Source organism: Kitasatospora sp. GAS1066B (assembly GCF_041262605.1).
In the GTDB taxonomy this organism is placed as follows: domain Bacteria; phylum Actinomycetota; class Actinomycetes; order Streptomycetales; family Streptomycetaceae; genus Kitasatospora.
On record NZ_JBGCCO010000038.1, the window covers coordinates 55,934 to 77,047 of the forward strand.

At 71.3% G+C, this 21,114-nt stretch carries 17 protein-coding genes and 1 pseudogene; 12 read left to right on the forward strand and 6 right to left on the reverse strand.

Translation table 11 applies throughout. The annotated features are described in order from the left end of the window. Positions 1–60 precede the first annotated feature (60 nt). Positions 61–675 (forward strand): TetR/AcrR family transcriptional regulator, encoded by a 615-nt coding sequence (locus tag ABH937_RS32300; protein WP_280694161.1) that lies wholly within the window; start codon positions 61–63, stop codon positions 673–675. 128 nt (positions 676–803) lie between these two features. Here the strand turns inward: ABH937_RS32300 and ABH937_RS32305 are convergent. After that, positions 804–1,307: pseudogene (locus tag ABH937_RS32305) on the reverse strand (peptidoglycan DD-metalloendopeptidase family protein); the annotation flags it as partial. Positions 1,308–1,777: 470 nt separating this feature from the next. Between ABH937_RS32305 and rpsB the strand changes: the two are divergent. The 6 genes from rpsB to rlmN all read left to right on the forward strand — a co-directional run bounded on the left by rpsB (position 1,778) and on the right by rlmN (position 7,450). Next, positions 1,778–2,692, forward strand: coding sequence for a 30S ribosomal protein S2 (gene rpsB, locus ABH937_RS32310; protein WP_280694114.1), 915 nt, complete (start codon positions 1,778–1,780; stop codon positions 2,690–2,692). A gap of 129 nt (positions 2,693–2,821) precedes the next feature. After that, complete coding sequence (gene tsf, locus ABH937_RS32315) at positions 2,822–3,658, forward strand: translation elongation factor Ts (RefSeq protein ID WP_280694113.1); 837 nt, start codon at positions 2,822–2,824, stop codon at positions 3,656–3,658. A 267-nt stretch (positions 3,659–3,925) separates the two neighbouring features. After that, on the forward strand, positions 3,926–4,681 hold the full coding sequence (pyrH, locus tag ABH937_RS32320; RefSeq protein ID WP_280694112.1) for a UMP kinase: 756 nt from the start codon (positions 3,926–3,928) through the stop codon (positions 4,679–4,681). A 76-nt stretch (positions 4,682–4,757) separates the two neighbouring features. After that, the gene (gene frr, locus ABH937_RS32325) at positions 4,758–5,315 is read left to right on the forward strand and encodes a ribosome recycling factor (RefSeq protein WP_280694111.1); all 558 of its coding nucleotides are present in this window, start codon (positions 4,758–4,760) and stop codon (positions 5,313–5,315) included. Continuing rightward, a complete protein-coding gene (locus ABH937_RS32330; RefSeq protein ID WP_370220256.1) occupies positions 5,315–6,274 on the forward strand; it encodes a phosphatidate cytidylyltransferase in 960 nt (319 codons plus the stop codon). The genes frr and ABH937_RS32330 overlap by 1 nt, the downstream gene beginning before the upstream one ends. 75 nt (positions 6,275–6,349) lie before the next feature. Then, positions 6,350–7,450: a 23S rRNA (adenine(2503)-C(2))-methyltransferase RlmN gene (rlmN, locus tag ABH937_RS32335; RefSeq protein WP_370220257.1), complete on the forward strand. Its 1,101-nt coding sequence runs from the start codon at positions 6,350–6,352 to the stop codon at positions 7,448–7,450. A 10-nt stretch (positions 7,451–7,460) separates the two neighbouring features. Here rlmN and ABH937_RS32340 read toward each other — a convergent pair whose 3' ends face one another. The 4 genes from ABH937_RS32340 to ABH937_RS32355 all read right to left on the reverse strand — a co-directional run bounded on the left by ABH937_RS32340 (position 7,461) and on the right by ABH937_RS32355 (position 11,529). Next, a complete protein-coding gene (locus tag ABH937_RS32340; protein WP_370220258.1) occupies positions 7,461–8,618 on the reverse strand; it encodes a hypothetical protein in 1,158 nt (385 codons plus the stop codon). 60 nt (positions 8,619–8,678) lie between these two features. After that, complete coding sequence (locus ABH937_RS32345) at positions 8,679–9,404, reverse strand: ABC transporter ATP-binding protein (protein ID WP_280694107.1); 726 nt, start codon at positions 9,402–9,404, stop codon at positions 8,679–8,681. A gap of 260 nt (positions 9,405–9,664) precedes the next feature. After that, a complete protein-coding gene (locus tag ABH937_RS32350) occupies positions 9,665–11,059 on the reverse strand; it encodes an aspartate aminotransferase family protein (RefSeq protein WP_280694106.1) in 1,395 nt (464 codons plus the stop codon). Continuing rightward, the gene (locus ABH937_RS32355; protein WP_035846077.1) at positions 11,056–11,529 is read right to left on the reverse strand and encodes an Lrp/AsnC family transcriptional regulator; all 474 of its coding nucleotides are present in this window, start codon (positions 11,527–11,529) and stop codon (positions 11,056–11,058) included. Before ABH937_RS32355 ends, ABH937_RS32350 begins: the two co-directional genes overlap by 4 nt. A 298-nt stretch (positions 11,530–11,827) precedes the next feature. On the opposite strand from ABH937_RS32355, the gene ABH937_RS32360 reads away from it, so the two are divergent. Continuing rightward, positions 11,828–13,273 (forward strand): gamma-aminobutyraldehyde dehydrogenase, encoded by a 1,446-nt coding sequence (locus ABH937_RS32360; RefSeq protein ID WP_280694105.1) that lies wholly within the window; start codon positions 11,828–11,830, stop codon positions 13,271–13,273. Positions 13,274–13,413: 140 nt separating this feature from the next. Then, positions 13,414–14,772, forward strand: coding sequence for an aspartate aminotransferase family protein (locus tag ABH937_RS32365; protein ID WP_280694104.1), 1,359 nt, complete (start codon positions 13,414–13,416; stop codon positions 14,770–14,772). Between the two features lie 30 nt (positions 14,773–14,802). Here ABH937_RS32365 and ABH937_RS32370 read toward each other — a convergent pair whose 3' ends face one another. Then, positions 14,803–16,446 (reverse strand): PucR family transcriptional regulator, encoded by a 1,644-nt coding sequence (locus tag ABH937_RS32370; RefSeq protein WP_370220259.1) that lies wholly within the window; start codon positions 16,444–16,446, stop codon positions 14,803–14,805. Between the two features lie 219 nt (positions 16,447–16,665). On the opposite strand from ABH937_RS32370, the gene ABH937_RS32375 reads away from it, so the two are divergent. The 3 genes from ABH937_RS32375 to ABH937_RS32385 all read left to right on the forward strand — a co-directional run bounded on the left by ABH937_RS32375 (position 16,666) and on the right by ABH937_RS32385 (position 20,564). Continuing rightward, positions 16,666–18,204 carry a gamma-aminobutyraldehyde dehydrogenase gene (locus ABH937_RS32375; protein ID WP_280694102.1) on the forward strand — a complete coding sequence of 513 codons (1,539 nt, stop codon included), beginning with the start codon at positions 16,666–16,668 and terminating at the stop codon, positions 18,202–18,204. Positions 18,205–18,350: 146 nt separating this feature from the next. Beyond that, positions 18,351–18,839, forward strand: a complete 489-nt coding sequence (locus ABH937_RS32380; RefSeq protein WP_280694101.1) for a hypothetical protein — start codon at positions 18,351–18,353, stop codon at positions 18,837–18,839. Between the two features lie 171 nt (positions 18,840–19,010). After that, positions 19,011–20,564, forward strand: a complete 1,554-nt coding sequence (locus ABH937_RS32385; RefSeq protein ID WP_370146894.1) for a CoA-acylating methylmalonate-semialdehyde dehydrogenase — start codon at positions 19,011–19,013, stop codon at positions 20,562–20,564. Positions 20,565–21,114: the final 550 nt, after the last annotated feature.

Below are 21,114 nucleotides of genomic sequence, written 5' to 3' on the forward strand. Positions count from 1 at the left end.
GTCCCGGTGGCCCGGCTGGCTCCGTACAGTGGGACGGTGCCGAAGATCCGAGCCGCCACCCTGGCCGAGCATCGTCAGCTGCAACGTGCCGCCCTCCTGGACGCGGCCCGCGCGCTGCTGACGGAGGGTGGCGTGGAGGCGCTCACGTTCCCCTCGCTGGCCGCTCGCACCGGGCTGGCCCGCTCGTCGGTCTACGAGTACTTCAAGTCCCGGGCCGTGGTGGTGGAGCAGCTCTGCGAAGTCGACTTCCCGCTCTGGGCGGCGGAGATCGAGGCCGGCATGGCGGCCTGCGACGGCGCGGTCGGCAGGCTGGAGGCGTATGTCCGCGGCCAGCTCGCGCTGGCGGGCGACCCGCGGCATCGGGCCATCGTCGCGCTCTCCGCGATGGAGCTGGACGAGGCCGCCAGGCGCCGGATCCGCGCCGCCCACGCGGAGCTGGTGGGGTTGGTGGTGGACGCGCTGGACGAGCTCGGCCACCCGGAGCCGCGCCTGGCGGCGACGCTGTTGCAGGGCGTGGTGGAGTCGGCGGTCAGATGCTCGCAGGGCCGGTCCGCCACCGAGCGCGCCCTGATCACCGACACCGCCGTCACGCTCGCGCTGCGCGGGCTGGCCACCCTGGGCCCGAGCCGAGGCCCCGCCGTCCAGGACGGCCAGGACGGCCAGGCCTGCGGCTGAGCCGCCAGCGCCAGTGCCGGTGGGTGCGGCGGCAGCAGCCTGGCCCGCGCGGCACCGAGGAGCGCGAGCGGGTCGAGGTAGCGATCGCCGCGCAGCAGCCCCCAGTGCAGGCAGTCCGCCGCGCAGTGCCCGCCGCCCGGTGCCAGCTGCCCGATGACCTCGCCCGCCGCCACCTGACTGCCGACCGGGGCACTCCCGATGACCGGCAGGTAGGTGGTGCGCAACGGTGGGGCACCCGTACCCGGGTGAAGCACCGTCACCACCGGACGTCCGGCGACCTCGCCGACGAAGGCGACGGCCCCCGGCGCGGCGGCCCGCACGGGCTCACCGCCGGCCGCCGCGAGATCGACCCCGCGATGCCCGGCGGCCCAGGGCGCGGGCGGTGGCGCGAACCGCCGCAGCAATCCGCTCGGCCCGCCGACCGGCCAGGCCCGCCCGGGATCGAGCCCGACCGCCGCCGGTACGCCGTCGCCGTGCGCAGTCGCCTGCGCGGCCGAAGGATCGATCAGCACGCAGAGCACGCAGAGCACGCAGAGCGCAGACAGCACGCAGAGCAGAGCGGAGGCGGTGCGGAGGAGGGCGAGGGGAAAGACGGCGGCGTAGCCGGACCGGGTGCGCAGCGAAGCTCTCATGCTCGCGAGGTTCCACCCGCTCGCCCGCCCGCGCGGCGCCGGTCCCGAAAGCTGTGGAGAACCCGGCCCCTGTGGACAACGCCCTTCACCCACATCGCCGCAGCTGCCTTGTGATCATCGGACGAGCGACCATCTTGTCCACCGCACCCGCGCAGAGTCGCCCGTTACTCGGCGCTTCCCGTACACTTCACACGCGACCCGGCTCACCGGGTCGACTTCGCACGCCCCGCCACCGGCGATGACGCGCGCGGACCGCCGCCTCCGGCCCGGTTCGCCGCCCCTCCGGTGCGAGTGCCGCTCGGTCCTTCCGAGCCTGTCGCGGCCCCGCCGCCCAGGCACGGCGGCTCGGCACGTCGGGGCGTCAGGCGTGACGGTCACCCGACCGGCACGGACAACCGAGCAGACCCGGTCGCCGCCGAGTGCCGCGAGGCAGCAACGAGCGCCGGGCGCAACACCTGAGGAGCACGGCCATGGCCGTCGTCACGATGCGGGAGCTGCTGGAGAGCGGCGTCCACTTCGGTCACCAGACCCGTCGTTGGAACCCGAAGATGAAGCGCTTCATCTTCACGGAGCGCAACGGCATCTACATCATCGACCTGCTGCAGTCGCTGAACTACATCGACCGCGCCTTCGAGTTCGTCAAGGAGACCGTTGCCCACGGCGGCAGCGTCCTCTTCGTCGGCACCAAGAAGCAGGCCCAGGAGGCCATCGCCGAGCAGGCCACCCGCGTGGGCATGCCCTACGTGAACCAGCGCTGGCTCGGCGGCATGCTGACCAACTTCCAGACCGTCTACAAGCGCCTTCAGCGGATGAAGGAGCTCGGCGAGATCGACTTCACGGACGTGGCCGGCTCCGGCCTCACCAAGAAGGAGCTCCTGGTCCTCGAGCGCGAGCACACCAAGCTCGAGAAGACCCTCGGCGGTATCCGCGACATGCAGCGCGTTCCCAGCGCCGTCTGGATCGTGGACACCAAGAAGGAGCACATCGCGGTCGGCGAGGCCCGGAAGCTCAACATCCCGGTCGTCGCGATCCTCGACACCAACTGCGACCCCGACGAGGTCGACTACAAGATCCCGGGCAACGATGACGCGATCCGCTCCGTCACCCTGCTGACCCGCGTGATCGCCGACGCCGTCGCCGAGGGCCTCAAGGCCCGCGCCGGTGTCGCCAAGGGCGATGTCAAGGCCGAGCCGGGCGCCGACCAGCCGCTGGCCGACTGGGAGCAGGACCTCCTGGCGACCGGTGAGGCGAAGGCCGAGGAGGCCCCCGCCGCCGACGCCGCTGCCGAGGCCCCCGCGGCCGAGGAGGCCCCCGCCGCCGAGGCCGAGGTCGTTGCTGAGGCCCCCGCCGCCGAGGCGCCGGCCGCCGAGGCCGAGCAGGCCTGACGTACCGAGGTGAGGGGCACTCGCCGGTACGCACCGGCGAGTGCCCCTCTCTCCACGTACCGGGGCTGAACCAGCAGCCCCGGCACACCCACACCGCAGACACGCGAGACGCGAGAAGAGATTCACACCATGGCGAACATCTCCGCCGCGGACGTCAAGAAGCTCCGTGAGCTCACCGGCGCCGGCATGATGGACTGCAAGAAGGCTCTCGACGAGGCCGAGGGCAACGTCGACAAGGCCCTTGAGCTCATCCGCATCAAGGGCCTCAAGGGTGTCGCGAAGCGCGAGGGCCGCACCGCCGAGAACGGTGCCGTCGTCGCTGTGATCGCCGCCGACGCCAAGTCCGGTGTGCTGGTCGAGCTCAAGTGCGAGACCGACTTCGTCGCCAAGAGCGAGAAGTTCGTCGCGGTCGCCGACACGATCGCCGCGCACCTCGCCAAGGCCGCCCCGGCCGACCTGGACGCCGCGCTGGCCTCCGAGATCGAGCCCGGCAAGACCGTCCAGCAGTTCGTGGACGAGGCCAACGCGAACCTGGGCGAGAAGATCGTCCTGGACCGCTTCGCCCTGTTCGCCGACGGCTACGTCGCGGTCTACCTGCACCGCACCTCTCCCGACCTCCCGCCGCAGGTCGGCGTCCTGGTCGAGCTCGACAAGGAGAACGTGGACGTCGCCAAGGACGTCGCGCAGCACATCGCCGCCTTCGCGCCGAAGTACCTCTCCCGCGAGCAGATCCCGGCCGAGGCGCTGGAGAACGAGCGTCGCGTCGCCGAGGCCACCGCTCGTGAGGAGGGCAAGCCCGAGGCTGCCCTGCCGAAGATCGTCGAGGGTCGCGTCACCGGCTTCGTCAAGGAGAACTCCGTTCTGGAGCAGGCCTTCGCGAAGGACAACAAGAAGACCGTCGCCAAGGTCCTCGAGGAGAACGGCGTCGCCCTCAAGCGCTTCGCCCGCTTCCGCGTCGGCGCCTGACCCACGTTCACCTGGTTCCCGCCTAAGGTAGGAACCGCCGCCGCAGCTGGACTCCAGTGAGTCGGCACCAGAACGACGAGGAGGCCATTGCCGTGCAGGAGACCGTACCGGTTCCCGCGGCAGTGGCCTCCTTGCGTGTATGCGCGGGCGGCCCGGCCGCACAGCAAGGCCGACGGCCCGCGCAGCCGGGCCCGGGGGCCGCACACCCCGGCCCGCGAGTCAGCAGGTGAATAGCCTGTGAACCAGCAGGTGTAGAAGGAGAAGTCGATGGAGAAGACGCAGGAGTCCGCGCAGGACGGCACCAGCCGTCGCGTTCTGCTCAAGCTGTCCGGTGAGGCGTTCGCCGGCGGAGGCGGCCTCGGCGTCGACCCCGATGTCGTCCACAAGATCGCTCGCGAGATCGCCACGGTGGTCCGGCAGGGCACCGAGGTCGCTGTGGTCATCGGCGGCGGCAACTTCTTCCGCGGCGCCGAGCTGCAGGTCCGCGGCATGGACCGGGCCCGCTCGGACTACATGGGCATGCTCGGCACCGTGATGAACTGCCTGGCGCTGCAGGACTTCCTGATGAAGGAAGGCATCGAGACCCGGGTCCAGACCGCGATCACCATGGGCCAGGTCGCCGAGCCCTACCTGCCGCTTCGGGCGATCCGGCACCTGGAGAAGGGCCGCGTGGTCATCTTCGGTGCGGGCATGGGCATGCCGTACTTCTCCACCGACACCACCGCCGTGCAGCGCGCCCTGGAGATCCACGCCGAGGTGCTGCTGATGGGCAAGAACGGCGTCGACGGCGTCTACGACTCGGACCCCAAGACGAACCCGGACGCGGTGCGTTTCGACGCGCTGGAGTACTCCGAGGTGATCTCGCGTGATCTCAAGGTCGCCGACCTGACCGCGATCACCCTGTGCAAGGACAACGGCCTGCCGATCCTGGTCTTCGAGCTGCTCGCGGAGGGCAATATCGCTCGCGCGGTGAAGAGTGAGAAGATCGGCACACTCATCAGCCAGGATTCCGTCCGGGCCTGAGCAAGCAGCAGCGCCGCCGCCCCGCGACGGTGGGGCATTTCAGTACGCCACGAGGCAACCGGACAGGGAGCAGACTGTGATCGAAGAGACCCTCCTCGAGGCCGAGGAGAAGATGGAGAAGGCCGTCGCCGTCGCCAAGGACGACTTCGCCGCCATCCGCACCGGCCGGGCCCACCCGGCGATGTTCAACAAGATCGTCGCGATGTACTACGACGCCCCGACCCCGATCAACCAGCTCGCCTCGTTCTCCGTGCCGGAGCCGCGGATGGCGGTCATCACCCCGTTCGACAAGAGCGCGCTGCGCAACATCGAGCAGGCGATCCGTGACTCCGACCTGGGCGTCAACCCGTCCAACGACGGCAACATCATCCGGGTGACGTTCCCGCAGCTGACCGAGGAGCGCCGCCGGGAGTACATCAAGGTCGCCCGCGGCAAGGGCGAGGACGCCAAGATCTCCATCCGGACCATCCGTCGCAAGGCCAAGGACGCCTTCGACAAGCTGGTCAAGGACGGCGAGATCGGCGAGGACGAGGGCCGTCGCGCGGAGAAGGAGCTCGACGACACCACCGCGAAGTACGTCGCGCAGGTGGACGAGCTGCTGAAGCACAAGGAAGCCGAGCTGCTCGAAGTCTGATGAACGATGCCCCCATGGCCCCCGGCGAGAGGGGCGCTTCCCCGCAGACCCCCGTGACACCGCGCTCGCCGTTGGTGGACCGGGGGCCCCGACCCCCAGCGCAGGAGAGTCCGGTGGCCCAGCCCGAGCCGCAGCAGCCCCGCAAGCAGCGCGGCGGCCGCAACCTCCCCGCCGCGATAGTGGTGGGGCTGGGCCTGGGGGCGGTGATCATCGCTTCGCTCTTCGTGGTCAAGGTGCTCTTCCTGTTCGTCGTGGTCGCGGCGGCCTCGGTCGGCAGCTGGGAGCTGACCAGCCGGCTGGCCGAGCGCAAGGAGATCCACGTCGCGCAGGTCCCGCTGCTGCTGGGCGGCGTGGCCATGCTGACGACCGGTTACTGGATCGGCCCGCAGGGCGCGGCGGCCGCGCTGGCCCTCACCGCGCTGGCACTGATGATCTGGCGGATGACCAAGCCGCCGGAGAACTACCTGCGCGACATAACGGCGGGTGTCTTCACCGCCTTCTACGTGCCCTTCCTGGCGACCTTCGTGGCGCTGATGCTCGCCGCCCACGACGGCCCGCAGCGGATCGTGCTCTTCCTGGTGGTCACCATCTGCAGTGACACCGGGGCCTACGCGGTCGGTTACAAGTTCGGCCGCAACAAGCTGGCGCCGACGATCAGCCCCGGCAAGACCCGTGAGGGACTGGCCGGCGGGATCGGCCTGTCGATGCTGGCCGGTGCGCTGCTGATGCAGTGGATCATCGACGACGGCCACTGGTGGCAGGGCCTGATCCTGGGTGGCTGCGCGGCGGTCATCGCGACCCTGGGCGACCTGGTCGAGTCGATGATCAAGCGTGATCTGGGCATCAAGGACATGGGGACGCTGCTGCCCGGGCACGGCGGGATCATGGACCGGCTGGACTCGCTGCTGCCGACCGCTCCGGTGGTCTGGTTGCTGCTGGCGGCCTTCGTCGGCAGCTGACGACCGGCTTGGCAGCAGGGCCCTGGACGGCACCGCCGGCCGGGGCCTTCGCGCATCTGCGACACTGGTTGAACCATGCCTGCACCCGGAGAACTCACCTTTGTCGCGCCGCGTGGCGCCAAGCCCCCGCGACACCTCGCCGACCTCAGCCCCGCCGAGCGCAAGGAGGTCGTCGCCGAGCTGGGCGAGCAGCCGTTCCGCGCCAAGCAGCTGGCCAACCACTATTTCGGCCGGCTCTCCGCCGACCCCGCCTCCTGGACGGACATCCCGGCGGCTGGCCGCGAGAAGCTGGTCGACGCGCTGCTGCCCGAGCTGATGTCGGTGGTCCGACACGTCTCGTGCGACGAGGACACGACCCGCAAGACGCTCTGGAAGCTCTTCGACGGCACCCTGGTCGAGTCGGTGCTGATGCGCTACCCCGACCGGGTGACCATGTGCATCAGCTCGCAGGCCGGCTGCGGGATGAACTGCCCGTTCTGCGCCACCGGCCAGGCCGGGCTCACCCGCAACCTGTCCACCGCCGAGATCGTCGAGCAGATCGCGGCCGGCATGCGGGCGCTGAAGGCCGGTGAGATCCCGGGCGGCGAGGCGCGACTGAGCAACGTGGTCTTCATGGGCATGGGTGAGCCGCTGGCCAACTACAACCGGGTGCTGGCCGCGATCCGCCGCCTGACCGACCCGGCGCCCGACGGCTTCGGCCTCTCCCAGCGCGGCATCACGGTCTCCACCGTCGGCCTGGTGCCGGCCATGAACCGACTGGCCGACGAGGGCCTGAGCTGCCGCCTGGCGCTCTCGCTGCACGCGCCGGATGACGAGCTGCGTGACGAGCTGGTGCCGGTCAACACCCGGTGGAAGGTCGCCGAGGTGCTGGACGCCGCGTGGAACTACGCGGAGAAGTCCGGTCGGCGGATCTCCATCGAGTACGCGCTGATCAAGGACATCAACGACCAGGCCTGGCGGGCCGACCTGCTCGGCCGGCTGATCAAGAACCACCGGGTGCACGTCAACCTCATCCCGCTGAACCCCACACCGGGATCCAAGTGGACCGCCTCCCGGCCCGAGGACGAGCGCGAGTTCGTCCGCCGGCTGGAGGCGCACGGCGTGCCCACCACGGTGCGCGACACCCGTGGCCAGGAGATCGACGGCGCCTGCGGTCAGCTCGCGGCCGCCGGCTGACGGCGAGCCCTCAGGTCAGCATCCCGGCGCCCAGCACCGCGGTCAGTGCGCCGGTGGCCAGCACCACGCTGCCGGCGGCCGCCCAGCGCAGCATCGCGGCGCCGAAGAGCAGTCGGGGCGAGGCACCGAGGCGCAGGAGCGCGGTGCTGCCGGGGCGGCGCAGGGCTCGCAGCTCGGCCAGCCGGGCCAGCACCGCCCCCACCATGCAGCCGGTGGTCAGCAGTGCCTCGGCGGCCGGCAGCAGCCCGGTGCCCTCGGCTCCCGGCGCCACCCAGTGCCGGACCGAGGTCAGCACCACCGCCACGGTGAAGGCCAGCATCGCCAGCGGCGCGCTCAGCTCACGCGCCGCGCCGGTCAGCCCGCGTCCGGCCAGCAGCCGCCGCGGGCTGGGGCGGCCGAGCGCCAGCAGCCACCCGGTGCCGGCCAGCAGCGGTCCGGTCAGCAGCGCCAGGCCCAGGGTGGCCACCGCCCAGCCGCCCAGCAGCGCGGCGTTGGTGTGGCCGAGGTCGGCGGGCAGTCCCAGGGTGCGCGGGTCGTAGGCCGCGGCGGGGCGCAGCGCGTAGAGCTCGGTGAGGATGCCGCCGATCGTCAGCAGGACGGCCGCCGAGGTGCGCACCGGCCCGAAGTGGCGGGCCCGGTCCGGCTCCTCGCCGCCGGGCAGCCGCTCACCGGGGCGGACCGCGGCGGCTGCGGCCAGGCCGCCGGCCAGCGGGAGCAGCGCGAGCAGGGCCACCGGTGCGGCGGGCGGCAGTGGCACGCCCATGCCCAGCTCGGGGGCCAGGCTCGGCCCCGCGATGTTGTTGCGCAGCACCAGGAAGAGCAGCAGCGTGGCCACCGCGCCCAGCGCGCAGGCGAGCGCCAGCTCACCGGCGATCAGCAGCCGGATCCACCGCGGCCCGGCACCGGCGGCGGTCAGCCCGGCCATCCGCTCGGGCCGCTGGGTGGGCAGCGCGCGGGCCGCGATGGCCGTGAACCAGCCGATCGCCAGCAGCGGTGGCAGGCACCAGAGCAGCCGCTCCAGCGTGGCGTGCGCGCCGGGCGGGTCGCTCAGGGCGCGGCCGAGCGCCCGCAGCAGGAAGGCGGCCACCACGGCGGCCGCCGTGGCGGTGAGCAGCCAGCGGCCCAGGTCCAGGACCCGGTATCCCCTGACCAGGCGGAGATAGAACACCTGATAGTCCTTCAGTCCGTCAGAGCGCGAGGGCTGGGCGGCTGCCCGGCACGGGGCTGTTCACTGCCCGGCCACCACTGCCGCCGCGCGCCGTACCGGGGTGGCCGGAGCGGGGGTGCGGCCGTCGACCAGGGCCACCGTCCGGTCCGCGTACTTGGCGAGTTCCGGGTCGTGGGTGGCCAGCACCAGGGTGAGCTGGTGGGAGCGGGCCGCGCTGGTCAGTATCCGCAGCACCTGGTCCTGGGCCTCGCGGTGCAGTGGCGCGGTCGGGTCGTCGGCGAAGACCACCCGGGGGAGCGGGGCCAGCGCGCGGGCCACTGCGATCCGCTGGCGCTGGCTCTGGACCAGCTCGGCGGGGCGGCGCTTGGCGCTGTCGGTCACGTCGAGCCGCTCCAACCAGTCGTCGGCGGCGCTGTAGGAGGCCTTGTGGCCGGCCCCGGCGAGCAGCAGGGGCAGGGCGACGTTCTCCCGGGCCGTCAGCTCCGGGACCAGGTGGGGCTGTGAGCCGACGAAGCCGAACCGGTCGCGGCGCAGCTTCTCCCGCCCGGCCCGGCTGAGCGTGTGGACCGGTGAGCTGTTGAACCAGACCTCCCCGGAGTCCACCGGCAGCAGCGCCGAGAGGCAGCCGAGCAGGGTGGACTTGCCGCAGCCGCGGGCACCGGTGATGGCGAGCACCTCGCCCTCCCGGACCGCGATCGAGACGTCCCGCAGCGCCGGGGTCCCCTGGTGGGACTTGACGATCCCCCGGGCCCACAGCACGTCGTTGTCGGGCGGGGCCGCTGACATGGAATTCCTCCGCCGGTCCGAGAGAGCTCTGCCCGGGTGCCGCACCGCGGGTGCTGCACGGGGCAGGGGAATGACAGTCGTCAGATTAGAACGACAAGGTCGTGTTGCGGTTGCGGCACACGGGGTCCAGCTGGGGTAAACCCGGACGAACTATCAGCAGATCAGTGGGAAAAACACCGCGGGGCGGTCCCGGCAGCCCTGAGGAGGAGGCTGCGCGGGACCGCCCCGCGGGGCGAGGGTGGGTCAGATCGCCTTGGCGATCAGATCTTGGCCCACGCGTCGGTGAGGCTGGTCCGCAGGATCTGCTCGATCTCGTCGAAGGTCGACTGGTCGGAGATCAGCGGCGGGGCCAGCTGGATGACCGGGTCGCCACGGTCGTCGGCGCGGCAGTACAGGCCGTTGTCGAAGAGCGCCTTCGACAGGAAGCCGTAGAGCACGCGCTCCACCTCGTCGTCGTTGAACGACTCCTTGGTGACCTTGTCCTTGACCAGCTCGATGCCGTAGAAGTACCCGTTGCCGCGCACGTCGCCGACGATCGGCAGGTCGCGCAGCTTGTTCAGGGTGCCGAGGAAGTTCGCCTCGTTGTCGAGGACCTTCTGGTTGAGGCCCTCGCGCTCGAAGATGTCCAGGTTGGCCAGCGCGACCGCCGAGGAGACCGGGTGGCCGCCGAAGGTGTAGCCGTGCAGGAAGGTGTTGTCGCCCTTGTAGAACGGCTCGGCCAGGCGGTCCGAGATGATCGTGGCGCCGATCGGGGAGTAACCCGAGGTCATGCCCTTGGCGCAGGTGATCATGTCGGGCTGGTAGCCGAACTTGTCGGCGCCGAACATGGTGCCCAGCCGGCCGAAGGCGCAGATGACCTCGTCCGAGACGAGCAGCACGTCGTGCCGGTCGCAGATCTCGCGCAGCCGCTGGAAGTACCCGGGCGGCGGCGGGAAGCAGCCACCGGCGTTCTGCACCGGCTCGACGAAGACGGCGGCGACGGTCTCGGCGCCCTCGTTGAGGATCGCGACCTCGATCTCGTCGGCGCACCAGCGGCCGTAGGCCTCCGGGTCCACCGTGCCGTCGGGGCCCTGGAGGAACGCCGGGGCGCGGTAGATGTTGGTGTTCGGGGCCTTGTGGGTGCCCGGCACCAGCGGCTCGAACGGGGCCTTCAGGCCCGGCAGGCCGGTGATCGACAGGGCGCCCTGCGGGGTGCCGTGGTAGGCGACCGCGCGGGAGATGACCTTGTACTTGGTCGGCTTGCCGGTCAGCTTGAAGTACTGCTTGGCGAGCTTCCAGGCGGTCTCGACCGCCTCGCCGCCACCGGTGGAGAAGAAGACCTTGTTCAGGTCGCCCGGCGCGTAGTTGGCCAGGCGCTCGGCCAGTTCCACGGCCTTCGGGTGCGCGTAGCTCCAGACGGGGAAGAAGGCGAGCTCCTTGGCCTGCTTGGCAGCGGCCTCGGCCAGCTCCTCGCGGCCGTGGCCGGCCTGCACCACGAACAGGCCGGCCAGGCCGTCGAGGTACTTCTTGCCGTTGGAGTCCCAGATGTAGGTGCCCTCGCCCTTGACGATGGTGGGTACGGGGGACTTCTCGTACGACGACATGCGGGTGAAGTGCATCCACAGGTGGTCGTAGGCGGTCTTCGAAAGGTCCTTCGGTGCCGGGTCGGCGCTCATCGGGTGCCCCAGGTGTAGGTCTGTTTCCGGAGCTTCAGGTAAACGAAGCTCTCGGTCCTCCGCACGCCGGGAAGCGCACGGATTCGCTTGTTGATCATTTCGAGCAGGTGCTCGTCGTCCTCGCACACCAGCTCGGCCAGCAGGTCGAACGAGCCCGCGGTGCAGACCACGTAGTCGACCTCGTCCATGGCGGCCAGTGCGTCGGCGATCGGCTCGATGTCACCTTCGACGGTGATCCCGACCATCGCCTGTCGGGTGAATCCGACGGTCAGCGGGTCGGTGACGGCGACGATCTGCATCACGCCCTGGTCGAGCAGCTTCTGGACCCGCTGCCGGACGGCGGCCTCGGAGAGGCCGACGGCCTTGCCGATGGTCGCGTAAGCCCGGCGGCCGTCCTCCTGCAGCTGCTCGATGATCGCCTTGGAGACGGAGTCGAGGGGAACGCTGCTGTTCCGGTCGCGGTTGGCCACGCGGCCACTGTGCCTGATCGACGAAGTGTTCGCAAGTGCCTGCGCTGCTGATTTCGTTGCGCGGCTCGGAAAACAGCACGGATTTCATTGCGATACATGCACGACTCTGCCGAGAACAGCATGGAACGGGCTACTCTGGCGAGGTCACGCGCGCGCGTCCCCCCGGGGCGTACGCTCCCCACCAGTGGACCGTGTCCCGCCCAGCCCGGCCACCCGGCGCCCGGGCCCGCGGCCCCACTGGCACAGCCCCCCGACGGATCGGCCGCCACCGCGCCGACCGCAACCCGAGGAGAGAGTCGTGAGCGACCTTCGTACGCTGCGCAACTACATCAACGGCCAGTTCGTCGATGCGGCCGACGGCCGCACCCTGCAGATCGTCGATCCCACCACCGGCCAGGCGTACGCGACCTCCCCGCTGTCGGGCGCGGCCGACGTCGACGCCGCGATGGCCGCGGCCGCCGCCGCCTTCGAGATCTGGCGCGACGCCACGCCGTCGACCCGGCAGAAGCTGCTGCTGAAGATTGCCGACGCGGTCGAGACCCGGGCCGACGAGCTGGTGGACGCCGAGTGTCGCAACACCGGCAAGCCGCGCGGGCTGACCAAGTCCGAGGAGATCGGCCCGATGGTCGACCAGATCCGCTTCTTCGCCGGCGCCGCCCGTCTGCTGGAGGGCAAGGCCGCCGGTGAGTACATGGACGGGATGACCTCGATCGTCCGTCGCGAGCCGGTCGGTGTCTGCGCCCAGGTCGCGCCGTGGAACTACCCGATGATGATGGCGGTCTGGAAGTTCGCGCCGGCCATCGCGGCCGGCAACGCCGTGGTGCTCAAGCCCTCCGACACCACCCCGGCCTCCACCGTGCTGCTGGCCGAGATCATCGGCGGCGTGCTGGCCGAGCTGGAGCTGCCGGCCGGCGTCTTCAACGTGCTCTGCGGCGACCGCGAGACCGGCAAGCTGATGGTCGAGCACGCCACCCCGGCCATGGCGTCGATCACCGGCTCGGTCCGGGCCGGCATCCAGGTCGCCGAGTCGGCCGCCAAGGACGTCAAGCGGGTGCACCTGGAGCTCGGCGGCAAGGCCCCGGTGGTGGTCTTCGAGGACGCCGACATCGCCGAGGCGGTCGAGGGCATCTCGGTGGCCGGCTTCTTCAACGCCGGCCAGGACTGCACCGCCGCCACCCGGGTGCTGGTGCACGAGTCCATCCACGACGCCTTCGTGACCGCGCTGGCCAAGGCCGCCGCGGAGACCAAGACCGGCGGGGTGGACGACGAGGACGTGCTCTACGGCCCGCTCAACAACGCCAACCAGCTGAAGCAGGTGGCCGGCTTCGTCGAGCGGCTGCCCGCCCACGCCAAGGTCGAGGCGGGCGGCCACCAGGTCGGCGAGACCGGCTACTTCTACGCCCCGACCGTGGTCTCCGGCCTGCTGCAGGACGACGAGATCATCCAGAACGAGGTCTTCGGCCCGGTCATCACCGTGCAGAAGTTCACCGACGAGGACCAGGCCGTCGGCTACGCGAACGGGGTCGAGTTCGCGCTCGCCTCGTCGGTCTGGACCAAGGACCACGCCCGCGCGATGCGGATGTCGCGCCGGCTGGACTTCGGCTGCGTCTGGATCAACACCCACATCCCGCTGGTCGCCGAGATGCCGCACGGTGGCTTCAAGAAGTCCGGGTACGGCAAGGACCTGTCCTCGTACGGCTTCGAGGACTACACCCGGGTCAAGCACGTGATGACCGCGATCTGATCGTCGGGCCGGACCGCTCAGAAGAAAAACGGCCCCGGGGAGCACCTCCCCGGGGCCATTTCCATCCTGTCGCCGTTCCCGGTGACCACCTGACAAGATGGCGCTCCTCGTCGGTTCGCCCGTTGCCTACGCTGGCGGCCATGAGCATCCCCACTGCCGATCCCGCCGCCGGGCTGGCCGTCAAGGCCGCCGACCGCGCGCACGTCTTCCATTCGTGGTCCGCCCAGGCCCTGATCGACCCCCTCGCGGTGGCCGGCGCCGAGGGCTCGTACTTCTGGGACTACGAGGGCAACCGCTACCTCGATTTCTCCTCCCAGCTGGTGAACACCAACATCGGTCACCAGCACCCCAAGGTGGTCGCCGCGATCCAGGAGCAGGCCGCCAAGCTCTGCACCCTGGCGCCGGGCTTCGCCGTCGAGGCGCGCAGCGAGGCCGCCCGGCTGATCGCCGAGCGCACGCCCGGTGACCTCGACAAGATCTTCTTCACCAACGGCGGTGCCGAGGCGGTGGAGAACGCGGTGCGGATGGCGCGGTTGCACACCGGCCGGCAGAAGGTCCTCTCCACCTACCGCTCGTACCACGGCGCGACCGGGCACGCGATCGCCCTGACCGGCGACCCCCGGCGCTGGCCCAACGACACCGGCGCCACCGGTGTCGTCCACTTCTGGGGCCCGCACCTCTACCGCTCGGCGTTCCACGCCGAGACCCAGGCGCAGGAGTGCGAGCGCGCGCTCGCCCACCTGGAGCAGACGGTCGCCTTCGAGGGCCCGGGCACGGTGGCCGCGATCATCCTGGAGACCGTGGTCGGCACCGCCGGCATCCTGATCCCGCCGCCCGGCTACCTGGCCGGCGTCCGGGAGATCTGCGACCGCTACGGGATCGTCTTCATCCTGGACGAGGTGATGGCCGGCTTCGGCCGCACCGGCGAGTGGTTCGCCGCCGACCACTGGGGCGTCGTGCCCGACCTGCTGACCTTCGCCAAGGGCGTCAACTCCGGCTACGTCCCGCTGGGCGGCGTGGCGATCAGCGCCGAGATCGCGGCCACCTTCGCCGAGCGGCCCTTCCCCGGCGGGCTCACCTACTCCGGCCACCCGCTGGCTTGCGCCTCCGCGGTGGCCACCATCAACGCGATGGCCGAGGAGGGCATCGTCGAGCACGCCAAGCTGATCGGCGAGACCGTGCTGGGCCCCGGGCTGCGCGAGCTGGCCGAGCGCCACCCGTCGGTCGGCGAGGTGCGCGGGCTGGGCGTCTTCTGGGCGCTCGACCTGGTCCGCGACCGGGCCACCCGGGAGCCGCTGGTCCCCTACAACGCGAGCGGTGCGGCCAACGCCCCGATGGCCGAGCTGGCAGCGGCCTGCAAGAAGCGCGGGCTCTGGCCGTTCACCAACATGAACCGCTTCCACGTGGTGCCGCCGTGCACCGTCACCGTCGACGAGGCCAAGGCGGGCCTGGCCGTGCTCGACGAGGCGCTCACCCTGGCCGACGCGCACGTGAACTGAGACCGCCCCCCGATCGCCGGCCGGTCCGCGTCACCGCCGGACGGCGTCCAGCGCCAGCAGGGCGACGTGCAGGGAGAGACAGGACTCCACCTGGTCCAGATCCACCGCCAGGATCCGCTCCACCTTGTGCAGCCGGTCGTAGAAGCTCGGCCGCGACAGATGCGCAGCGTCTGCCGCGGCCGACTTGTTCCTGCCTTGTTCGAGGTAGACCCGCAGCAACTGCACCAGTTGCGAGCCGTGCTCCGCGTCGTGCGCCAGCAGCGGCCCCAGCTCCCGCTCCACGTAGGTCTGCAGCCGTGCGTCGTCGCGCAGCAGGTGGAGCAGTCCGCGCAGTCGCACGTCCGGCAGCCGGTAGTACGAGGCGGCCCGGGCGCCGGGCGCGTCGTGCAGTGCGGCGTCCGCCACCTGGGTGGCCTCCATCAGGCTGCGCCGGGCGTCGCGCACCGACCCGACCGAGGAACCGACCGCTATCACCGGCGTCGCCGTCTCCTTGCCGCTGTCCGTCACCAGCCGGCGCAGTGCCGCCGCGAACGCCTCCAGCGCGGTGTGCTCGTTCTGCTGCGAGCCGAGCGCGATCAGCAGGCCGACCCCCTCGTCGTCCAGCGCCCCGACCAGCGCCGAGAGCCGGCTGCCGCGTGCTGCGGCGGCCGCCAGCTCGGTGAAGTCGCGCAGCCGGGCCTGCGCCTCCAGCGCGGCCGGCAGCGCTCCGCCGCGGCGGCGCAGCACCACGCCGACCAGCCGCCGCCCGTCGAGCGGCACGCCCAACGCCTGGGCCCGCAGCGCGACCTCACTGACCGTCAGCGCGTGCGTCATGATCCCGGCGAGCAGCGTGCGATGGGTCTGCCGCTCCAGGCTCTCCCGGTCGCGCACCAGCAGCCGGTTGAGCGCCAGGGTCGCGGCCCCGCGCTCCAGCAGCATCGTGCAGGGGTGCGACTCCTGGTCGGGCAGCGGCCCCGGCTCCTCGACCAGCACCAGCCGACCCCAGTCCTCGCCCCGGGCGCCCACCGCCGTCACCAGCCAGCCGCTGCGCGGGTCGTAGCCGGTCCGGCCGGCCGGGCGCACCGCGCGCGAGCGGCGCTCCCACTGGTCCAGCAGCTCGTCCTCGGTGCGCCCGGCCGGGTCGTGCGCCAGCACTTGGTGGCTCAGGTTCTCCAGCACCACCGGCGCGCCCGCCATCCGGGCGATCTGCCGCAGCACCTCGGCCGGCTCGGCGCCCTCCACCGCCAGTTCGTTGAAGACCTGGTGCACCGCCTCCGAGGCCCGCAACTGCTCCAGCTGGGCGTTGACCACCAGCGCGTGCACCGCCTCGGTGACCGCCACGAAGCGCAGCTCCCGGCGCAGCGCGATCAGCGGCAGGCCGCGCTGCTCGGCGGCGTGCACCAAGGCCCGCGGCAGGGCGTCGAAGTAGCGGCGGCCGAACTCCACCACGAGCCCCGCCACGCCGATCTCGACCAGCTCCCGAACGTAGCGGGCCAGCCCCTCGCGGTCCTCGGGCAGCGCGATCCCGGTGGTCAGCACCAGCTCGCCGCCCTGCAGCATGCCGGCCACGTCCGGTAGCTCGCTCACGTGCACCCAGCGCACCGGGCGTTCCAGCCGGTCGGCCCCGGCCACCACCTGCGGCAGACCACGGCGCATCACGTCCAGATCGAGCACACGGGCGACGGTGGGCAGCATGGCGGCCTCCTGGACCTCGGGGACAGGGAACAAGGTGTCAGCTGAATCATGCATCCCCATGACGACCTGTTGCCCTCCTGCGGGCCTGGCATTCTGTAAGGCTCTTGGCGCCTCGGCTGTCGGGGTGACCCTTGCCCGGTCGTGGGACCGGCGGGCATCGTTCGGCGCACCGGAGCGGGTGGAATGGCCCGGAACGGACATCTGGAGGAGACCGAACCCATGGACCGCAGCAGTGTCGTGGATCTGAGCAGTTTCGCGGACGGCGCCCAGTACATCGGCGGCCGGCTCACCAGCGGGACCGGTGACGAGCCGCATGACGTGATCAACCCGGCGGACGGCAGCACGGTCCAGCGGGTCCGGCTCGCCTCGGGCGCCGACGTCGACGCCGCCGTGGCCGCCGCCAAGGCCGCGCTGCCCGAGTGGTCCCGCGCCACCCCCGGCACCCGGGCCGAGGCGCTGCTGCGGCTCAGCGCGGTGCTGGCCGACCGGGCCGAGGAGTTCGCCCACGTCGAGACCGCCCAGACCGGCAAGCCGATCAAGCTCTCCAGCGAGTTCGACGTGCCCGGCACGATCGACAACGCCGCCTTCTTCGCGGGCGCCGCGCGCAACCTCGAGGGCAAGGCGGCCGGCGAGTACTCGGCCGACCACACGTCCTACGTGCGCCGCGAGGCGATCGGCGTGGTCGGCTCGATCGCCCCGTGGAACTACCCGCTGCAGATGGCCGCCTGGAAGATCCTGCCGGCCGTCGCCGCCGGCAACACCGTGGTCCTCAAGCCCGCCGAGCTCACCCCGCTCACCTCGCTGATGCTCGCCCGCGCCTGCACCGAGGCCGGCCTGCCCGCCGGCGTGGTCAACGTGGTCACCGGCACCGGGAAGACCGCCGGCGAACGCCTGGTCGCGCACCCCGACGTCGCGATGGTCTCCTTCACCGGCTCCACCGGAGTCGGCCGGCGGGTCGCCGAACTGGCCACCGCGACCGTCAAGCGCACCCACCTGGAGCTCGGCGGCAAGGCTCCGTTCGTGGTCTTCGAGGACGCCGATCTGACGGCGGCCGTGCACGGGGCGGTGGCCGGCTCGCTGATCAACAGCGGCCAGGACTGCACCGCCGCCACCCGCGCCTACGTTCAGCGCCCGCTCTACCAGGCCTTCGTGGACGGGGTCGCCGAGCTGTTCGCCGCCATCCGGCTGGGCGACCCGCGCAACCCGCAGACCGACCTCGGGCCGCTGGTCTCGTACGCGCACCGCGACCGGGTGGCCGGTTTCGTCGAGCGGGCGCGCGGCTACGGCGCCGATATCGTCACCGGCGGCCTGGCACCCGCGACCGGGCACGACGGCACCGACCTGAGCCTGGGCGCCTACTACGCGCCCACCCTGATCACCGGCGTCGCCCAGGACAGCGAGGTGGTGCAGGGCGAGATCTTCGGCCCGGTGCTGGTGGTGCTCCCGTTCGACAGCGACGACGAGGGCCTGCGGCTGGCCAACGACACGCCGTACGGCCTGGCCGCCTCCGCCTGGACCCGTGACGTGCACCGCTCGCTGCGGGCCACCCGGGAGCTCGCGGCCGGCTGCGTCTGGGTCAACGACCACATCCCGATCATCAGCGAGATGCCGCACGGCGGGTACAAGGCCTCCGGCTACGGCAAGGACATGTCGCAGTACTCGCTGGACGAGTACACCCAGGTCAAGCACGTCATGTTCGACACCACGGCGGTGGCGCGCAAGGACTGGCACCGCACCGTCTTCGGCGACCGGAGCTGACCGCCCCCCCGGCAGACCCGCCGCCCGCGCCGGCCGCCGTGCAGATCATTGCCCGAGATCGCTGTAAGAGTCCGCGCCCCAGCCCATCTCTCCAACCAGAGCGGCGGCCGACACAGCCCGCCGTCCGAACGACGGGAGCGCTGGCCATGGAGCAGACCGGACCGATCGCCGCCGCACTGGCCTGGCTGGCCGGCGCCGCACTCGATCCCGAGGCCTGCCGACGGGAGTGGGAGCGAACGGCCTCGGGCCTGGCGCTGCTGCCGGCCGGACGGCGCTGGGACGTGCTCCTGGTCCCCGGCAGGCTCGGCCGCCCGGCGCTGCGCCTGCTCCTGGAGCCGCCGGTGGTCCCGGGCCGGCGCAGACTGCTCGGCGCCGGCCCGGTGCTCTTCGACCCGGGGGACGACAGCCTCGGGTTCCTCGTCCCGGTCGGTACCGCCGCGCGGTGGGTGGGCACCGGCGTGCGGGCGGCGGGCGCCGGGGCGTGGGTGGTGGTCCCGCACCCCGCCCGGCGTGGTCCGGGGCCGAGCTGGCTGGTGGCGCCGGACGGCTCGGGGCGGCTCACCGACCCGGTGCCGCTGGAACTCGCGCTGCACGAGGCGGCAGCTGGGCTGGGCGGGCCCGGCGAGCACCTGTGAGGCGCCGGTGTCGCGGTGGACCGACGGGCTGTAAGGCCGATCGGGGTATGCCCGTCAGTGTGCTCGTTGAGCGGCCCCGGAGCGCGGACCAGACTGGATGCTGAGCGCGATAGCCCCCGCTGAGCCTGACCTGAGCCCGACCTGAGCCTGACCCCTGGAGGCAGAGGAACTGTGAACACGCCCACTGAGCGCCAGGCCGGCGCACCGAAGCACGTCGTCCACTGGATCGACGGTGCCCCGGTGCCGACTGCCGGCGCCGCCCCCCGCCGTGGCGACATCTACGACCCGGCCACCGGACAGATCGCCGGCCAGGTGGACTTCGCCGAGATCGCCGAGGTCGACCAGGCGGTCGCCGCGGCCGCCGCCGCCTTCGGCGAGTGGCGCAACGCCTCGATCGCCAAGCGCACCTCGGTCCTCTTCGCCTTCCGCGAGCTGTTCAACGCCCGCAAGGACGAGCTGGCCGCGATCATCGTGGCCGAGCACGGCAAGGTGCACTCGGACGCGCTCGGCGAACTGGCCCGTGGCCAGGAGGTCGTCGAGTACGCCTGTGGCATCCCGCAGCTGCTCAAGGGCGGCTTCACCGAGCAGGCCTCCACCGGCATCGACGTCTACTCGATCCGCCAGCCGCTCGGCCCCGTCGCCATCATCTCGCCGTTCAACTTCCCGGCGATGGTGCCGATGTGGTTCTTCCCGATCGCCATCGCGGCCGGCAACACGGTGATCATCAAGCCTTCCGAGAAGGACCCGTCGGCGGCCAACTTCATGGCGGAGCTGTGGAAGGAGGCCGGGCTGCCGGACGGCGTCTTCAACGTCGTACACGGGGACAAGGTCGCCGTCGACCGCCTGCTGGAGCACCCGGACGTCAAGTCGGTCAGCTTCGTCGGCTCCACCCCGATCGCGCGGTACGTGTACGAGACCGGCACCCGCTACGGCAAGCGGGTCCAGGCGCTGGGCGGCGCCAAGAACCACATGCTGGTGCTGCCCGACGCCGACCTCGACCTGAGCGCCGACGCGGCGATCAACGCCGGCTTCGGCGCGGCCGGCGAGCGCTGCATGGCGATCTCGGTGCTGGTCGCGGTGGACCCGATCGGTGACCAGCTGGTCGAGAAGATCAAGGAGCGGATCGCCGGCCTCAAGGTGGGCCCCGGCTGCAATGGCGACAGCGAGATGGGTCCGCTGGTCACCGGCCAGCACCGCGACAAGGTCACCTCCTACGTGGAGTCCGGCCTCGCGGACGGCGCCGAGCTGGCCGTGGACGGCCGAAAGCACCCGATCGCCGACCAGGACGTGAACGGTCAGCCCACCGCCGACGGCTTCTGGCTGGGCCCCACGCTCTTCGACCACGTGAAGCCGGGCATGTCGGTGTACAACGACGAGATCTTCGGCCCGGTGCTCTCGGTGGTCCGGGTGTCCTCCTACCAGGAGGGCCTGGAGCTGATCAACGCCAACCCGTACGGCAACGGCACCGCGATCTTCACCAACGACGGCGGCGCGGCCCGACGCTTCCAGCACGAGGTGGAGGTCGGCATGGTCGGGATCAACGTGCCGATCCCGGTCCCGGTGGCCTATTACTCCTTCGGCGGCTGGAAGTCCTCGCTGTTCGGCGACGCCCACGCGTACGGCCCCGACGGCGTGCAGTTCTTCACCCGGGGCAAGGCCGTGACCCAGCGTTGGCTCGACCCCTCGCACGGTGGCATCAACCTCGGCTTCCCGACCAACAGCTGAGCGGACGTCGACAACGCCCTGCCCGCACCGGCCGGCCGACCCCACGGGGGCGGCCGGCCGGTGCCGTTCATGTGCCGTTTGCATGCGGGCCGTGAAAGGCGTAGCGTGTCCTAGTCGCTCGGCAGGGAGCACCGGACACGCGTCTGCGCGGACGGTCCCGGGGCGGCCACTCTCCTGGAACACCATTTCTCAGTACAACGTCCTGCTTTCGACGTGTTGCTTTTCGCGCACTGTCGGAGCTGGTCTGTTTTGCTGTGCCGGTAATTCGGTGAGTGCGGCTGGATTCGCTTTTCGGAGCGGGGCTGGGCTAAAGTTCAACACGTCGGACGGGCCGTCAGGTCCGGTACGGCGAAGGCCTCCTGAGGCCGAAGCGGTGCGGAAGACCTGGTAGGGTTGGAAACACCGAGAGCGAGTCGGGAAACGCCGGAAGGCGGGTCTGATAAGCTCGAAGAGAAGAAAGAACGAAGCGCCCGGAGAGCTTGCGAGAGCGGCTTGAAGGAAGTGTCCGTTCCTTGAGAACTCAACAGCGTGCCAAAAGTCAACGCCAGAT

Bases quoted from the DNA above. Each gene is read 5' to 3' on its own strand.
- rpsB (WP_280694114.1), top strand. From the start codon at position 1,778: ATGGCCGTCGTCACGATGCGGGAGCTGCTGGAGAGCGGCGTCCACTTC.
- ABH937_RS32365 (WP_280694104.1), top strand. From the start codon at position 13,414: ATGAGCATCCCCACTGCCGATCCCGCCGCCGGGCTGGCCGTCAAGGCC.
- ABH937_RS32350 (WP_280694106.1), bottom strand. From the start codon at position 11,059: ATGAGCGCCGACCCGGCACCGAAGGACCTTTCGAAGACCGCCTACGAC.
- ABH937_RS32380 (WP_280694101.1), top strand. From the start codon at position 18,351: ATGGAGCAGACCGGACCGATCGCCGCCGCACTGGCCTGGCTGGCCGGC.
- ABH937_RS32330 (WP_370220256.1), top strand. From the start codon at position 5,315: ATGAACGATGCCCCCATGGCCCCCGGCGAGAGGGGCGCTTCCCCGCAG.
- ABH937_RS32370 (WP_370220259.1), bottom strand. From the start codon at position 16,446: ATGCTGCCCACCGTCGCCCGTGTGCTCGATCTGGACGTGATGCGCCGT.
- pyrH (WP_280694112.1), top strand. From the start codon at position 3,926: ATGGAGAAGACGCAGGAGTCCGCGCAGGACGGCACCAGCCGTCGCGTT.
- tsf (WP_280694113.1), top strand. From the start codon at position 2,822: ATGGCGAACATCTCCGCCGCGGACGTCAAGAAGCTCCGTGAGCTCACC.
- rlmN (WP_370220257.1), top strand. From the start codon at position 6,350: ATGCCTGCACCCGGAGAACTCACCTTTGTCGCGCCGCGTGGCGCCAAG.
- ABH937_RS32345 (WP_280694107.1), bottom strand. From the start codon at position 9,404: ATGTCAGCGGCCCCGCCCGACAACGACGTGCTGTGGGCCCGGGGGATC.
- ABH937_RS32375 (WP_280694102.1), top strand. From the start codon at position 16,666: ATGGACCGCAGCAGTGTCGTGGATCTGAGCAGTTTCGCGGACGGCGCC.